This is a genomic window from Enterobacter sp. 18A13, from assembly GCF_007035975.1.
Taxonomy (GTDB): Bacteria; Pseudomonadota; Gammaproteobacteria; order Enterobacterales; family Enterobacteriaceae; genus Enterobacter; species Enterobacter vonholyi.
In genome coordinates, this window is the sequence record NZ_AP019634.1 from 895,111 (window position 1) to 910,096 (window position 14,986).

The window sequence follows — 14,986 nt, forward strand, 5'->3', positions numbered from 1 at the left end:
TAATGACAATCCGTAATTCTCTTTTGACCGTACTGGGAAGCGTTATGTTGCTTGGCGCGGCGCTGCCCGCCCATTCTGAAAGCGTGCTTCGTATTGGCCTCGGGGCAGACCCGGACATGCTCGACCCGCATCTGGCGCGTACCTACTATGGCCGCTTCGTCTTTGCCTCCCTGTGCGACAGGCTGGTGGACGTGGATGAAAACCTGAAGGTCGTCCCCGGTCTGGCCAAAGACTGGGCGTGGAGTGACGATGGTAAAACCCTGACGCTCAATCTGCGCGAAGGCGTCACCTTCCATGACGGAGAGAAATTCGATGCCGCCGCCGCGAAATACAACCTCGACCGCGCCCTGACCCTCAAAGGCTCCCTGCGTAAAAGCGAGATCTCCTCCGTTGAATCGGTAGAGGTCACCGGCCCGATGCAGATTGCGCTGCACCTGAAAACGCCTGATGCCGCGCTGCTGATGCAGCTCACCGACCGCGCGGGCGCGATGATGGCCCCTGAAGCGGCAAAAAAGCCTGACTTTGCCGCCCATCCGGTCTGCTCCGGCCCGTATAAATTCGACAGCCGCGTGTCCCAGGACCGCATCGTTTTGAGCCGCTTCGATAACTACTGGAACAAAGACGCCTACCACTTCGACAAAATTATCTATCTGCCGATCCCTGATGCCTCCGTGCGTCTGGCGAACCTGCGCGCGGGGGATCTCGACCTGACCGAAGGCATCGCCGCCAGCGACGTGAAAACCGTCGAAGCCGACAGCAAGCTGGCGCTGGCGAAGGTAACTGGCCTGGGCTATCAGGGCATTACCTTCAACATCAACAACGGCCAGGTGCCGGCCAACGACCCGTTCAAAGATGCCCGCGTGCGCGAGGCATTTTCTCAGGCTATCGACCGCGATGCGCTAAACCAGGTGGTCTTTGAAGGGCTGTATACGCCAGCCAACCAGGCGTTTTCACCGGTCAGCCCGTATCACGTGAATCTGCCGGTTCCGCCGCGTGACGTCGACAAGGCCAAAGCCCTGCTCAAAGCGGCAGGCGTCACCGCGCCGCTGACCGTCAACCTGCTGGTGCCGAACAACCCAACCTCTCAGCAGGTGGGGCAGGTGCTGCAGGCGATGGTCGCCGAGGCGGGCTTTAACCTGAACCTGCAGATGACCGAATTCGCCACGCTGCTGGACCGCCAGCAGAGCGGGGATTATCAACTGAGCTTCTCCGGCTGGTCGGGACGCCCGGATCCGGACGGCAGCATCTACGGCTTTATCAACAGCAAAGGCACGCTTAACGACGGTCGCTACAGCAACGCGCAGGTCGATGAGTGGCTGATCCAGGCGCGCCAGAGCACCGACCAGGCCGCGCGCCAGCCGCTGTACGACAAGGTGGTGAAGCAGCTGCAAACGGATATGCCGATTGCCTATCTCTATTTCGAGCCGCGTATCTTTGGCCTGAACAAAAGCGTGCAGGGCTTTAAGCCATACCCGGACGGCATCGTGCGTCTGGCGGGTTTGACGCTGGCGAAATAAACGTCCTGAGGAGAACCCATGCTGGAACTGATTTGCAAACGTCTGCTGCTGGCTATTCCGACGCTACTGCTGGTGAGCATGATGGTATTCGGGCTGCAAAAGCTGCTGCCCGGTGACCCGCTGATCGCCATGGCCGGCGAGGAGCGCGATCCGGCGGTCATCGCCCAGCTGCGTGCGGAGCTGAATCTCGATGCGCCGATCCCCGTGCAGTATTTCCACTGGCTGACGCGGGCGCTGCAGGGCGATCTGGGCGTCTCCTTACGTACGCATGAACCGGTGACGCAGCTGATCGCCAGCAAGCTGCCGGTCACGCTGGAGCTGTCGCTGCTGGCGATGATTATCGCGCTGGTGTTTGGCATCAGCATGGGGATCCTCGCGGCGGTGAACAAAAACAGCTGGGTCGATCACGGGGCGAACTTCGTGGCGATCTCGGGGATCTCGATCCCGCACTTCTGGCTGGGGATCCTGCTGATTCTGGTCTTTTCGGTAAACCTGCAGTGGCTCCCCGCGTCCGGCTATGTGCCGTTCAGTGAAGATCCGCTCCAGAACCTGCGCACGCTGCTGCTCCCCGCATCCGTGCTCGGAACGGGTCTCGCGGCAACGCTGATGCGCCACACCCGCGCCTCGATGATTGCCGTGCTGAAGGCGGACTATATCCGCACCGCGCGGGCGAAAGGGCTACTGCCGAAAGCGGTGATCCTGAAGCACGCCTTTCGCAACGCGCTGGTGCCGGTAATTACCCTCACCACGCTGCTGTTCGGCGAGCTGCTGGGCGGCGCGGTGCTGACCGAGCAGGTTTTCACCATTCCGGGCTTCGGCAAGATGATCGTCGACTCGGTTTTCAACCGTGACTACGCGGTGGTGCAGGGCGTGGTGCTGATCGTGGCGATCGGCTTCCTGCTGCTCAACCTGTTGGCCGACGTACTTTACGTCCTTATCAACCCGAAAATGCGAGGTTAACGATGGCGGAACTGACGACGCAAACCGTAGCCCCCGCGCTGCCGCGCGCGCAGAACCGGGTGCTGAAGAAATTCCTCGCCAATAAAAGCGCGGTGATTGGCGCGCTTGTGGTGGGTTTCTTTGTGCTGGTGGCGCTGCTGGCGCCGTGGATCGCCCCGTTTGACCCGGTTAAAGCCAACTTCCTCGCGGTGCGCAAAGCGCCTTCAGCGATGTACTGGTTCGGCACCGACGAGCTGGGGCGCGACATTCTATCCCGCATTATCTGGGGGGCGCGCACCTCGCTGATGGCGGGCTGTATGTCGGTCGTTATCGCGGTGGTTATCGGCGTGCCGCTGGGGCTGGTGGCGGGCTACTTCCAGAAGATGTGGGACGGCGTGATATCGCGGTTTATCGAGGCGCTGCTGGCGTGTCCGTTCCTGATCATGGCGATCGCGCTGGGAGCGTTTTTGGGCCCGAGCCTGACGAACGCCATGATCGCCATCGGTCTTTCGGCGATGCCGATCTTCGCCCGCCTGACGCGCGGTCAGGTGATCGCTATTCGCAACGAAGAGTATATCGACGGCGCGCGGGCGATTGGCCTGCCGGATCGCTGGATCATCATCAAATACGTCCTGCCCAACGTGATGTCGCCGATCCTGGTGCAGGCCACGCTGGCAATTGCCTCAGCGATTATCGCCGAAGCCAGCCTGTCGTTTTTAGGGCTGGGGCAGCAGCCACCTAATCCGTCCTGGGGCTCAATGCTCAACACCGCGAAAGGGTTTCTTGAGCAGGCGCCGTGGATGTCTGTTTTCCCCGGCGTGGCGATTTTCCTTGCCGTGCAGGGTTTTAATTTACTTGGCGACGGGCTGCGCGATGCGCTCGATCCGCGCCACGACTAAGGAGTCATGATGACCAAAGCGCTTGATTTTACGTCCGGTTACGCTTCACGACGCCCGCCAATGATGGGCCATAATGCTGTTGCCACGTCGCAACCCCTGGCGGCGCAGGCGGGGATGAAGATGCTGCAGCTGGGCGGCAACGCCGTTGATGCGGCCATTGCCACCGCGATGGCGCTGACGGTGGTAGAGCCGACCGGTAACGGGATCGGCAGCGACGCCTTTGCCATCGTCTGGGACGGCGAAAAGCTGCACGGCCTGAACGCGTCCGGTCGTTCGCCTGCGAGCTGGCATGCGGATCTGTTTGCCGGTAAAACCGCGGTGCCGGAAATCGGCTGGGACGCGGTGACCGTGCCGGGGGCGGTATCCGGCTGGGTCGCGCTGGCGGAACGCTTCGGCACGCTGCCGCTGACCACGCTGGCGCAGCCCGCCATTGACTACGCGCGCAACGGTTTCCCGGTCTCCCCGCTGATTGGGCATCTCTGGCAGCGCGGCTATAGCAAGCTGAAAGATCAGCCGGGTTTTAGCGCCTGTTTCGCGCCGGAAGGCCGCGCCCCGCGCGTGGGGGAAATCTTCCGTAACCCGGCGCAGGCGAACTCGCTGGAGCTGATCGCCCGTACCAACGGCGAAGCTTTTTATCGCGGTGAGCTGGCGCAGAAAATTGCTTCCTTCGCCAAAGAGCATGGCGCGCACCTGACGGCCGAGGATCTGGCGAGCCATCGCGTGGACTGGGTAGAGCTGCTGTCGCGCGACTTCGCGGGCGGTTCGGTGCAGGAGCTGCCGCCAAACGGCCAGGGGATCGCCACGCTGATTGCGCTCGGCATTCTTGAGCAGTGCGGCATTGAGAAGCATCATCCGGATTCCGTGCAGTCCCTGCACCTGTCCATTGAGGCGATGAAGCTGGCGCTGGCGGATCTCGACCGCTACGTGGCGGATGAAGACCATATGGCGTTCGCGGCGAAAGAGCTGCTGAGCGACCATTATCTGAAGTCACGCGCGGCGCTTATCGATCATGACAAGGCGTCCGATTTTGTCTACGGTTCCCCGACCCAGAGCGGCACGGTCTACATCAGCACCGCCGACGCCAGCGGGATGATGGTGTCGTTTATTCAGTCCAACTACATGGGCTTCGGTTCAGGCATTGTGGTGCCGGATACCGGGATCAGCCTGCAAAACCGGGGATGCGGGTTTGTGCTGGATCCCAATCACCCGAACGCGCTGGCGGGCAGCAAGCGCCCGTTCCACACCATCATTCCGGGCTTTGCGATGGACGGCAACGGCCAGCCGCTGATGTCCTTCGGCGTGATGGGCGGTCCGATGCAGGCGCAGGGGCACATGCAGATGGCGCTGCGCATTATGCTGCACGGGCAAAACCCGCAGGCGGCAATCGACGCCCCGCGCTGGCGCGTGGTGCAGGGCAGGGAGGTGATCGTTGAATCGACGTTCGATCGCAACACGATTGCCGCCCTGCGCGAGCGCGGACATCAGATTGTGGTGGAAGATCCGCTTCATGATTACAACTTCGGTGGCGCGCAGGTAATTTACCGCCTGCCGGAAGGACACTACGTGGCCGCGACGGAAAGCCGCAAGGACGGGCAGGCGCTGGTGAGTTAATATTTTATCCTCCCTCTCCCTTTGGGAGAGGGGCGGGGTGAGGGGATAATTTCACTCAATGCTAAACGGGTCCGCATCCTGCCACGCCGGGAACTTCTCCCGATACTCCTTCAGCGCCGTCAACGACAGTTCGGCATCAATGCGCGTTGCCTGGTGCGGCTCGGCGGTGGCGATGATCTCGCCCTGCGGATTCACCACCCGGCTGTCGCCGCGATAGTGATGCCCGTTACCGTCCGTCCCCACGCGGTTGCAGCCCACCACGTACGCCTGGTTCTCAATCGCGCGCGCCACCAGCAGCGACTGCCAGTGCAGGGAGCGCGGTGCAGGCCAGTTGGCAACATACAGCGCCAGGTCGTAATCGTTGCGGTTACGCGACCACACCGGGAAACGCAGGTCGTAGCAGACCAGCGGCAAAATACGCCAGCCGCGCCATTCAAACACCACGCGCTCGTTACCGGCTTCATAGTGATGATGCTCATCCGCCATGCGGAACAGGTGGCGTTTATCGTAGAAATGCACTTTCCCTTCCGGCTCCACCAGCAGGAAGCGGTTCACCGGCCCGCGTTCGGTCTGCAGAGCGGCGCTTCCGGCAATCAGCGCGTTGGTCTGCTGCGCTTTGGCGTGCATCCAGGCGACCACCTCATCCTGAGGCATTGACTGTTTTGCCGCTTCCATGGCGAAGCCGGTGGTGAACATTTCCGGCAGGACAATCACATCACGCCCGGTAATGTCTTCCAGTTGACGATCAAAGTGGCGCAGGTTGGCGGGGCCATCCATCCACACTAAAGGTTGCTGCAAAATAGAAATCTTCAGACCAGGCACAATTCAGACTCCTCACACGACCACTTTTTGACACTGTAGCACGACATAACGAGAAAATGTGGCAATAAAAAACCCCGCGCGAGGCGGGGTTTGTATAAGCGAAACGCGTTATGCCGCTTCAGGTTTGCGGTGCTTCTCCGGCAGCTTTACCGGCTGCGTCGCCAGCTCGTCCGGTTCGAAATCATCCACGTTAATGCTGCGCAGACGGCTCTCTTCGGCTTTCACCAGCAGAGCGGCTTCATCTTTATTGATAATACCGCCTGCGAGCGCCTGTTTTGCCAGTTCGTCCAGACGGGTAAACGGCAGGTTTTTGCCCAGCTGTTTACAGATCTTCTGATGAATCGGGTCGGCAGCCATCACGTCCAGCAGCGCCTCTTCCAGCAGACCCACCGGGTTATGCTGCGTCGGTGCCAGATACTGACCGCGACCGATGCGGGAGCGGGTTGCGCTCGGAACCTGCAGGATCTTCGCCACCTTGTGGTCCAGCTTGTCGGACGGCGCCAGATGGTGACGACCGGTCGGGAAGATCACCGCGCGCAGGGCACCCGCCACGAAGCGGTTCGGGAAGTTTGCCAGCAGATCGTCAATCGCCTGTTCAGCCTGATACATCGCATCCTGAACGCCCCAGTGTACCAGCGGCAGATCCGCTTCCTGACGGCCTTCATCGTCGTAGCGTTTCAGGACCGCAGAGGCCAGGAAGATCTGGCTCAACACATCGCCCAGACGGGCAGAGATACGCTCGCGACGCTTCAGGCTGCCGCCCAGCACCGCCATGGAGACGTCAGACAGCAGGGCCAGGTTGGCGCTCAGACGGTTCAGATGCTGGTAATAACGTTTGGTTGCATCGCCGGTCGGCGTGGCGCTGGTAAGGCCGCGCGTCAGGCCCAGCCAGAAGCTACGTACCTTGTTGCTGCCCACGTGACCGATATGTTTGAACAGCAGCTTATCGAAGGCATCCACGTCGTTGTTCTGCGCGGCGGCCATCTCTTCCAGCACGTACGGATGGCAGCGAATTGCGCCCTGACCGAAGATCATCATGCTGCGGGTCAGGATGTTTGCCCCTTCCACGGTGATGGCAATCGGTGCGCCCTGATAGCCGCGCGCCAGGAAGTTGCCTTCGCCGAGCATAATGCCTTTACCGCCCGCGATATCCATCGCGTCAATAATTGACTGCTGCGCGCGGTGGGTACAGTGGTACTTCACAATGGCCGACAGTACGGCTGGTTTTTCGCCCAGCATAATGCCGTAGGTAATCAGCGTGGCTGCGGCGTCCATCACGTAGGCATTGCCCGCGATACGCGCCAGCGGCTCTTCGATACCTTCCATCTTGCCGATGGAAATTTTGAACTGACGACGGATGTGCGCGTAGGCACCAATCCCCATCGCCACAGACTTCAGACCGCCGGTTGAGTTCGACGGCAGGGTAATGCCGCGACCCACAGACAGACATTCCACCAGCATACGCCAGCCCTGACCGGCCATTTTCGGACCACCGATGATATAGTCAATCGGAACAAAGATATCCTGGCCGCGTGTCGGACCGTTCTGGAACGGTACGTTCAGCGGGAAGTGACGACGACCAATTTCAACGCCTGGGGTAGAGGTTGGGATCAGCGCACAGGTAATGCCCAGATCTTCTTCGCCGCCCAGCAGTCTTTCCGGATCAGAGAGCTTAAAGGCCAGACCCAGCACGGTGGCGATAGGCGCCAGGGTGATATAACGTTTGTTCCAGGTCAGGCGCATACCCAGTACCTGCTCGCCCTGCCACTCGCCCATGCAGACCACGCCGGTATCCGGGATTGCGCCCGCATCGGAGCCCGCTTCCGGACTGGTCAGCGCGAAGCAAGGGATTTCCTGACCGCGTGCCAGACGCGGCAGGTAGTGATCTTTCTGCTCTTCAGTACCGTAATGCTGCAGCAGTTCGCCCGGGCCTAAGGAGTTAGGCACGCCAACGGTAATCGCCAGGATCCCGGAGACGCCCGCCAGCTTTTGCAGGACGCGGGCCTGAGCGTAGGCGGAGAACTCCAGGCCGCCGTACTCTTTCTTGATGATCATCGCGAAGAAGCGATGCTCTTTCAGGTACGCCCACAGTTCCGGCGGCAGGTCGGCCATTTCATGGGTGATGGCAAAGTCGTTTGCCATGCGGCACGCTTCTTCAACCGGGCCGTCAATAAAGGCCTGTTCTTCAGCGGTGAGGCGCGGCTGCGGATAGTTATGCAGCTTTTTCCAGTCCGGGTTGCCCTGGAACAGATCGCCTTCCCACCAGGTGGTGCCTGCGTCAATCGCTTCTTTCTCGGTACGCGACATTGGCGGCATCACTTTGCGAAAGCCCTTGAACACCGGCGCAGATATCATTGATTTACGCATCGGGGCAAAGTTAAACGGCAGAAGAATGATGGCAAGAGGGACTAAAAGCCAGATATTCCAGAGACCTGCGGCGCCAAGCGCAGCCGTCCAGGCCAGAAGAATCAGGCTGCTCAGGAATAAACTCACGCGGTGATAGAACAACACACCGAGCAGAACAACGGTTGCGAGAATGCTCAAAATCATCATAAAGAAAAGCTCCCTTGCTTGTAGGAGGTCTGACCACTTGTGATGATATGGTTGTAGTTGATGTGAATTCCTTTAGCAATGTGTTTACAAAATAATTACAACCTGGTTCACATTGTTCGTGTTTTAGCCGGCACAAAAAATCAAAACGCCGGACGATTCGCATGGCTTTAGCTTCTCGCTTTTCCCGCTATCCGGTACACTCCACTGTGTTATTTCATCAATACTGAAGGATTATCCTCATGTACCAGGATCTTATTCGTAACGAACTGAACGAAGCGGCGGAAACGCTGGCTAACTTTCTGAAAGATGATGCCAATATTCACGCTATTCAGCGCGCAGCGGTCCTGCTGGCCGACAGCTTCAAAGCGGGTGGCAAAGTGCTCTCCTGCGGTAACGGCGGCTCTCACTGTGACGCGATGCACTTCGCAGAAGAGCTGACCGGACGCTATCGCGAAAACCGTCCTGGCTACCCGGCGATTGCGATTTCCGACGTGAGCCATATCTCCTGCGTGGGCAACGACTTCGGTTACGATCACATCTTCTCCCGCTATGTTGAAGCGGTAGGCCGTGAAGGCGACGTGCTGCTGGGGATTTCGACCTCCGGTAACTCCGGCAACGTGATCAAAGCGATCGCCGCCGCGCGTGAAAAAGGGATGAAAGTCATCACCCTGACAGGTAAAGATGGCGGTAAGATGGACGGTACGGCGGATGTCGAAATTCGCGTTCCGCACTTCGGTTATGCTGACCGCATTCAGGAAATTCACATCAAAGTGATCCACATCCTGATCCAGCTGATCGAAAAAGAGATGGCTAAGTAAGACTTCGCTGGGGGCATTCTTGCCCCCGCTGTTGTGGAGGTGATGTATGTGCGAACTGCTCGGGATGAGCGCGAATGTGCCAACCGATATCTGCTTTAGTTTCACCGGGCTGGTGCAGCGCGGTGGAGGAACCGGGCCGCATAAAGACGGCTGGGGCATCACCTTCTACGAAGGAAAAGGGTGTCGCACGTTCAAAGATCCACAGCCCAGCTTTAATTCACCGATTGCCAAACTGGTACAGGACTACCCGATCAAGTCCCGCTCGGTGATCGCCCACATCCGCCAGGCTAACCGCGGCGAAGTGGCGCTGGAAAATACCCATCCGTTTACCCGCGAGCTGTGGGGCCGTAACTGGACCTATGCGCATAATGGGCAACTCACGGGCTATAAATCGCTGGAGACGGGCAATTTTCGCCCTGTTGGCGAAACGGACAGCGAAAAAGCCTTCTGCTGGCTGCTGCACAAGCTGACGGAGCGCTATCCCCGCACGCCCGGCAACATGACTGCCGTGTTCAAATATATCGCGACGCTGGCAACTGAACTGCGCGAAAAAGGCGTGTTCAACATGCTGCTCTCTGACGGCCGCTATGTGATGGCGTTCTGCTCGACGAATCTGTTCTGGATCACCCGCCGTGCGCCGTTTGGCGTTGCGACGCTTCTCGATCAGGATGTGGAGATAGATTTTCAGAAGGAGACCACACCGAACGATGTGGTCACTGTTATCGCAACGCAGCCGCTGACGGGCAACGAAACCTGGCAAAAGATTATGCCAGGCGAGTGGGTGCTATTTTGTCTCGGGGACCGTGTAATTTGACGCCAGCTGTGGATGGACGACTTCGTGGCTCAGCGGTTTGCTGACCACGTAACGGCCATCTACGATAGAGACCACCGGCGGCTTGTGGGTCTGCTCAAAATAGTCGTACCCTGGCTTCAGCTGTTTCCAGAAATCCGCGTAGTAAGAATATTTGTGACGCGCCATGTTGGCGTCCGTCATGCGGAACGGATAGATGCTGACCTGAACGTTAGGCTGCCCAAAGACCAGCGCGCCCGTCACGAACTGGAAAATCTCATCAATGCCGGAGTCGGTCATCGCATAACAGCCGATAGACACGCAGGCACCGTGGATCATCAGATATTTACCTTCATAACCGTGTGCGCGGTCATAGGCATTCGGGAAGCCGATGTTAATGGCTTTATAGAAGCGGCTGTCAGGCTTGAGCTGGCTGCGCTGAACGTTGTAGAACCCTTCCGGACTTTTGAAATCGCCCTGACGCTGTTTTGGCCCCAGTCCGCCGGAGTAGTTACAAATTTTGTAACTATCAAGCAGCTGATATGTCTCGCCCATCTTCACAAACAGATCGAGAGTGCGCTCTTCCTTGAAGATCTGAATATAAACCGGCGATCCCATTAACTGCTGTTTATATTCCTTGCTGACCGGCGTCGTTGAGCTATTACTGCTGAGCAGTCCGGCAAACGACATGCACGGAATCAGAAGCATCGCAATGAACAATGCGATTTTACGCATACTACTAGTTCCTTGATAAAACCATGACCAACTTGCCAGGACGGCAAAAGAGACCCGAAATCAGATTATTCTGTTAGGAGCGCTCACATTAGCACCGCTATAGATTTTCGCAAGAGCCGGGCGGTGAGTTTACAAATTAGTTTTACTTAATAAACCATCAAAATTGCGATGGCTCCAGAAACTTTGCGCATTAGCTCGCAATTTGGCACGCGCAATGGCGGATACCCTGCCCGCGGAAAGGGGAAAATGTTACACTTTGCGCCCACTGGATTGTTGTTCATGGAAACCTGCTAACCACATGTTTAAAATAAAAAAAGGACTTGATCTGCCGATTGCAGGCGTGCCCGCGCAGCACGTTTCGACAGGCGCAAGCGTCCGTCATGTCGCCATTTTGGGCGACGACTATCTGGGAATGCGCCCTTCAATGCTTGTACAGGAGGGCGATCGCGTGATCAAAGGACAGGCGCTCTTCGAGGACAAAAAAAATCCCGGCGTGATGTTCACGGCCCCCACGAGCGGCACCGTTGTGGCCATCAACCGTGGCGAACGGCGCGTTCTGCAGTCGGTGGTTATCCGCATTGAAGGCGATGAAAAGCGTGAGTTTGCCCATTATGACGCCGCAGAACTCGCTGCGCTGAACCGTGACGCCGTTCAGGCTCAGCTTCTGGCGTCCGGTTTATGGACCGCGCTTCGTACGCGTCCCTTCAGCAAATCCCCTGTTCCGGGCACGGAACCGGCCGCGATTTTCGTCACGGCAATCGACACCAACCCGCTCAGCGTGGATCCGCAGCCGGTTATTCTGGCGCAGCGCAAAGCCTTTGATGCCGGACTGACCGTTTTAACCCGCCTGACTTCGGGGAAAGTCCACGTTTGCCAGGCCGGCGGCGGCAAGCTTGGGGGGCATCCGCAAGGGCAGGTCACGTTTAATGAGTTTGCTGGCCCGCATCCGGCGGGGCTGGTCGGGACGCACATCCATTTCCTTGAGCCAGTAAGCCTGACGAAACAGGTCTGGCACCTTAATTATCAGGACGTCATCGCCATCGGTAAGCTTTTCACCACTGGTGAACTCTGCGCTGAACGGATAATCGCCATCGGTGGACCGCAGGCTGCAAACCCGCGCCTGGTGAAGACGCTGCTGGGGGCAGACATCAATGAACTGCTGGTGGGGGAAATGAAAGAGGGTGAAAACCGCCTGATTTCCGGTTCGGTCCTCAGTGGCCGCCATGCTGTCAATGCGCACGCGTATCTGGGACGTTTCCATCTGCAGGTCAGCATTGTGCAGGAAGGGCGCGAAAAAGAGCTGTTCGGCTGGGTGCTGCCCGGTGCGGAAAAATACTCCGTCACCCGGACTACGCTGGGCCACTTCCTGCGTAATAAGCTGTTTAGCTTCTCGACCAGCACGCACGGCGGCGAGCGCGCCATGGTCCCGATTGGCAACTACGAGCGCGTCATGCCGCTGGATATTCTGCCTACCATGCTGCTGCGCGATCTGCTCGCTGGGGATACCGATAGCGCGCAGGCGCTGGGCTGTCTGGAACTGGACGAAGAAGATCTGGCGCTCTGTACCTATGTCTGTCCGGGCAAATACGAATATGGACCGGTATTGCGCGAGGTGTTAACCCGCATTGAGCAGGAAGGATAACCGATGGGCTTAAAACACCTCTTTGAAAAAATTGAGCCGCACTTTACCGAAGGGAAGCTCAAAAAGTACTACCCGTTGTATGAAGCCACGACGACTATTTTCTACACGCCTGGGCTGGTGACGAAAGGGGCGGCGCACGTTCGCGATGCTATCGACCTGAAACGCATGATGATCCTTGTGTGGTTTGCGGTGTTCCCCGCGATGTTCTGGGGCATGTACAACGTCGGCCTGCAGACCATTCCGGCGCTGCACCACATGTACGATGCACAGCAATTGGCACAGGTGATCCAGTCCGACTGGCACTACCGTCTGGCACAGTCGTTAGGGGTAAGCTTCGCTGTAGATGCGGGCTGGCTGAGCATGATGACGCTGGGCGCAGTGTTCTTCCTGCCGATTTACATCACGGTATTTATCGTGGGCGGCTTCTGGGAAGTGCTGTTTGCTATCATCCGTAAACATGAGATCAACGAAGGCTTCTTCGTGACCTCGATTCTTTTTGCTCTGATTGTTCCACCCACACTGCCGCTCTGGCAGGCGGCGCTGGGCATCAGCTTCGGCGTGGTAATTGCCAAAGAGATCTTCGGTGGGACCGGGCGTAACTTCCTTAATCCTGCGCTGGCGGGGCGCGCGTTCCTGTTCTTTGCTTATCCGGCGCAAATCTCAGGCGATCTGGTCTGGACGGCGGCAGACGGCTTTTCCGGCGCGACGCCGCTTTCACAGTGGGCCGCACACGGCGGCGAAACGCTGGTGAACAACGCGACGGGTCAGCCCGTGACCTGGTTTGATGCCTTTATTGGCAACATTCCGGGCTCCATCGGAGAAGTCTCTACGCTGATGATTTTGCTTGGCGGCGCGATCATTCTTTTTGGCCGCGTGGCCTCCTGGCGAATTGTTGCGGGCGTGATGATCGGCATGGTGCTGACCGCCACCCTGTTCAACGTTATCGGTTCGACCACCAATCCGATGTTCTCCATGCCGTGGTACTGGCATCTGGTGCTGGGTGGCTTCGCGTTCGGCATGATGTTCATGGCAACCGACCCCGTGTCAGCCTCCTTCACTGACAAAGGTAAATGGAGCTATGGCGTGCTCATTGGCGCAATGTGTGTCCTGATCCGCGTGGTCAACCCGGCGTACCCGGAGGGGATGATGCTGGCCATTCTGTTTGCCAACCTGTTTGCGCCGCTGTTCGATTACCTGGTGGTGCGGGCCAACATCAAGCGGAGGAAGGCGCGTGGCTGAAGTAAAAAATAACGACAGCATCAGCAAGACGCTGATGGTGGTGCTGGTGCTCTGCCTGGTCTGCTCCATTGTCGTAGCCGGCTCTGCCGTGGGGTTAAAACCCCTGCAGCAGGAGCAACGTGAGCTGGATAAACAGCGCAACATTCTGGCCGTCGCCGGGCTGATGCAGGAAGGAATGAGCGCAGACGACGTTTCTGCCGTCTTTGCTGAACGTATTTCGGCGCGTCTGGTGGATTTAAAAACGGGTGAACTGCTCGATAAAGACCCGGCAAAATTCAACCAGGCGCTGGCGCTTAAAAATCCGCAGATGAGCCTGACGCTGGAGGCATCCCAGGATCCCGCGGGGATTAAGCGTCGCAGCAACCTTGCCGAAGTTTATCTGGTTCGCGATCCCCAAAAACGCATTCAGGAAGTGGTACTTCCTATTTACGGTAATGGTCTGTGGTCAATGATGTATGCCTTTGTCGCTCTTGATACCGATGGCCGCACGGTCAAAGGCATTACGTATTACGACCAGGGCGAAACCCCGGGGCTGGGTGGTGAAGTTGAGAACCCTAACTGGCGGGCACAGTTTGTCGGCAAGAAAGTGCTCGACGATAACGGCCTGCCTGCGCTGAAGGTGATGAAAGGGGCGGCTCGTCCCGGTGACGACTACGCCGTTGACGGGCTTTCCGGCGCCACGCTCACATCAAAAGGCGTGCAGCACAGTTTTGATTTCTGGATGGGCGAGCTGGGCTTTGGTCCTTTCCTGAAAAACGTACGTGAAGGAGCGCTGAACAATGGCTGATACCGGTGAACTGAAAGAAGTCAAAAAAGTACTCATTGGCCCACTGCTCGCCAATAACCCGATCACGCTGCAGGTGCTGGGCGTCTGTTCAGCCCTGGCGGTGACGACCAAACTGGAAACGGCGGTAGTGATGACGCTGGCGGTTACGCTGGTCACGGCGTTCTCCAGCATGTTTATCTCGATGATCCGCCACCACATCCCCAACAGCGTGAGGATCATCGTCCAGATGGCGATCATCGCCTCGCTGGTGATCGTGGTCGATCAGCTGCTGCGCGCCTTTGCCTATGAAACCTCCAAACAGCTCTCGGTGTTTGTCGGGCTGATTATTACTAACTGTATCGTCATGGGGCGTGCGGAAGCCTACGCCATGAAAATGCCGCCGCTGGCGAGCTTTATGGACGGTATCGGCAACGGCCTCGGCTACGGCGCGATCCTGCTTACGGTTGGGTTTCTGCGCGAGCTGATTGGCAGCGGCAAGCTGTTTGGCATCACGGTGCTGGACACGGTGCAGAACGGCGGCTGGTATCTGCCAAACGGCCTGTTCCTGCTGGCCCCTAGCGCATTTTTCATTATCGGTTTGTTGATCTGGCTGATTCGTACGTTGAGACCAGAACAGCAGGAAAAGGAGTAACCG

At 58.2% G+C, this 14,986-nt stretch carries 13 protein-coding genes; 10 read left to right on the forward strand and 3 right to left on the reverse strand.

The window, feature by feature from the left end; all coding sequences use genetic code 11:
- Positions 1 to 2: 2 nt before the first annotated feature.
- The 4 genes from FOY93_RS04255 to FOY93_RS04270 are packed head-to-tail and all read left to right on the forward strand — an operon-like array spanning position 3 to position 4,966.
- Entirely contained in the window at positions 3 to 1,517 is a 1,515-nt protein-coding gene (locus FOY93_RS04255; protein ID WP_172621902.1) for an ABC transporter substrate-binding protein, read from the forward strand.
- Between the two features lie 18 nt (positions 1,518 to 1,535).
- Positions 1,536 to 2,477 carry an ABC transporter permease gene (locus FOY93_RS04260; protein ID WP_047174664.1) on the forward strand — a complete coding sequence of 314 codons (942 nt, stop codon included), beginning with the start codon at positions 1,536 to 1,538 and terminating at the stop codon, positions 2,475 to 2,477.
- A 2-nt stretch (positions 2,478 to 2,479) separates the two neighbouring features.
- Positions 2,480 to 3,355 carry an ABC transporter permease gene (locus FOY93_RS04265; RefSeq protein ID WP_028012069.1) on the forward strand — a complete coding sequence of 292 codons (876 nt, stop codon included), beginning with the start codon at positions 2,480 to 2,482 and terminating at the stop codon, positions 3,353 to 3,355.
- A gap of 9 nt (positions 3,356 to 3,364) precedes the next feature.
- The gene (locus tag FOY93_RS04270; RefSeq protein WP_143345703.1) at positions 3,365 to 4,966 is read left to right on the forward strand and encodes a gamma-glutamyltransferase family protein; all 1,602 of its coding nucleotides are present in this window, start codon (positions 3,365 to 3,367) and stop codon (positions 4,964 to 4,966) included.
- Positions 4,967 to 5,017: 51 nt separating this feature from the next.
- Here FOY93_RS04270 and FOY93_RS04275 read toward each other — a convergent pair whose 3' ends face one another.
- Both FOY93_RS04275 and fadE read right to left on the reverse strand, forming a co-directional pair.
- Positions 5,018 to 5,788, reverse strand: a complete 771-nt coding sequence (locus FOY93_RS04275; protein WP_023343415.1) for an amidohydrolase — start codon at positions 5,786 to 5,788, stop codon at positions 5,018 to 5,020.
- Positions 5,789 to 5,896: 108 nt separating this feature from the next.
- Positions 5,897 to 8,341, reverse strand: coding sequence for an acyl-CoA dehydrogenase FadE (fadE, locus tag FOY93_RS04280; RefSeq protein ID WP_136195224.1), 2,445 nt, complete (start codon positions 8,339 to 8,341; stop codon positions 5,897 to 5,899).
- A gap of 239 nt (positions 8,342 to 8,580) precedes the next feature.
- On the opposite strand from fadE, the gene lpcA reads away from it, so the two are divergent.
- Positions 8,581 to 9,159, forward strand: a complete 579-nt coding sequence (lpcA, locus tag FOY93_RS04285) for a D-sedoheptulose 7-phosphate isomerase (protein ID WP_021242877.1) — start codon at positions 8,581 to 8,583, stop codon at positions 9,157 to 9,159.
- A gap of 46 nt (positions 9,160 to 9,205) precedes the next feature.
- Positions 9,206 to 9,973 carry a class II glutamine amidotransferase gene (locus FOY93_RS04290; protein WP_111965862.1) on the forward strand — a complete coding sequence of 256 codons (768 nt, stop codon included), beginning with the start codon at positions 9,206 to 9,208 and terminating at the stop codon, positions 9,971 to 9,973.
- Here the strand turns inward: FOY93_RS04290 and dpaA are convergent.
- On the reverse strand, positions 9,944 to 10,684 hold the full coding sequence (dpaA, locus tag FOY93_RS04295; RefSeq protein ID WP_111965861.1) for a peptidoglycan meso-diaminopimelic acid protein amidase: 741 nt from the start codon (positions 10,682 to 10,684) through the stop codon (positions 9,944 to 9,946). The two genes, FOY93_RS04290 and dpaA, sit on opposite strands and share 30 nt — an antisense overlap.
- Positions 10,685 to 10,982: 298 nt before the next feature.
- Here dpaA and FOY93_RS04300 point away from each other — a divergent pair, with 298 nt between their 5' ends.
- From FOY93_RS04300 to FOY93_RS04315, 4 genes are read left to right on the forward strand one after another with little or no spacing between them, the layout of a single operon-like run.
- Positions 10,983 to 12,326, forward strand: coding sequence for a Na(+)-translocating NADH-quinone reductase subunit A (locus FOY93_RS04300; RefSeq protein ID WP_143344666.1), 1,344 nt, complete (start codon positions 10,983 to 10,985; stop codon positions 12,324 to 12,326).
- Between the two features lie 3 nt (positions 12,327 to 12,329).
- Positions 12,330 to 13,565 (forward strand): NADH:ubiquinone reductase (Na(+)-transporting) subunit B, encoded by a 1,236-nt coding sequence (locus FOY93_RS04305; protein WP_143344667.1) that lies wholly within the window; start codon positions 12,330 to 12,332, stop codon positions 13,563 to 13,565.
- Complete coding sequence (locus FOY93_RS04310) at positions 13,558 to 14,352, forward strand: Na(+)-translocating NADH-quinone reductase subunit C (protein WP_143344668.1); 795 nt, start codon at positions 13,558 to 13,560, stop codon at positions 14,350 to 14,352. The genes FOY93_RS04305 and FOY93_RS04310 overlap by 8 nt, the downstream gene beginning before the upstream one ends.
- Positions 14,345 to 14,983: an NADH:ubiquinone reductase (Na(+)-transporting) subunit D gene (locus tag FOY93_RS04315; protein WP_045330387.1), complete on the forward strand. Its 639-nt coding sequence runs from the start codon at positions 14,345 to 14,347 to the stop codon at positions 14,981 to 14,983. The genes FOY93_RS04310 and FOY93_RS04315 overlap by 8 nt, the downstream gene beginning before the upstream one ends.
- Positions 14,984 to 14,986: the final 3 nt, after the last annotated feature.